Annotated in this window: 1 protein-coding gene; it reads right to left on the reverse strand. The window is 64.8% G+C overall.

Annotated elements, in window-relative coordinates; translation table 11 throughout:
- A partial coding sequence (locus AWB68_RS45620; RefSeq protein WP_125483333.1) for an IS4 family transposase occupies positions 1-829 on the reverse strand: 829 nt, incomplete at both ends.

An 829-nucleotide genomic window follows, 5' to 3' on the forward strand; every position in this document is an offset into this window, starting at 1 on the left:
CGTCTTGGGCGGCTTCTGCTTGTTGAGAATGAACGCCGCGCGCCACTCATCGGATTCGAACAGCAGTTCTGCGTCGAGATCGGGACATGTACGGCCCAGCCGCATCAGCCGGGCAATGCGCCACGCTACCACGATGAACAGCGCCAAGGCGCGCTCGAGCCGCGCCATCGACGTCAGTTGCAGCGCCTCGACCTGACAACCGTTCTTGAGCACGTGAAAGAACAACTCCACCTCCCAACGCGCGCGGTACCAGTCAATCAGTTGCACCGCCATGTCGAAGTCGGTCACCTCGCGATTACTCAGCAGGCGCCATTCGACCGGCTTGACGCCCGCCGGGGTGTCCACTTCGCGGGCGACGATGCAAGTGGCGCTCACGACGCCGCCTGCAGCATCGGGCAACGCGACCCGCTGCGCCCACACCTGCTGCCGTACCGTGCGCGCCGGCTGCCCTTGGCGAGCGGCCAGCGTAAAGTGAATTCCGCCCAATGGCTCGCCCGCGCTCGCTTTGTTCCACAGCTTGCCACCATCGGGCAGCGCGCGATTGTGCTGTGAGCGGATCAGCCAATCTGCGGGATGCCCCAACTCGCGTGCCTTGACCATCAGCGCCACGATGTCCGATTCCCGGTCAGCCACATAGACGAGCCGCGTGGTGGGCAGTTCTGCGGCTTGTTCGGCTAGCCGCTCGTAGCCTTCGATCCAGCGGGTGCTTTCCTTGATGCCGGGACGCACGCCATGCGCATCCTTCGGCTCACGCGCCCACATGTAGGCGTCCAGCACGCCCAGCGGTTCGCGCGACGGCGTCACCGCGTAAGTCGGATGCAGATACATG

Source organism: Caballeronia choica (assembly GCF_001544535.1).
Taxonomy (GTDB): domain Bacteria; phylum Pseudomonadota; class Gammaproteobacteria; order Burkholderiales; family Burkholderiaceae; genus Caballeronia; species Caballeronia choica.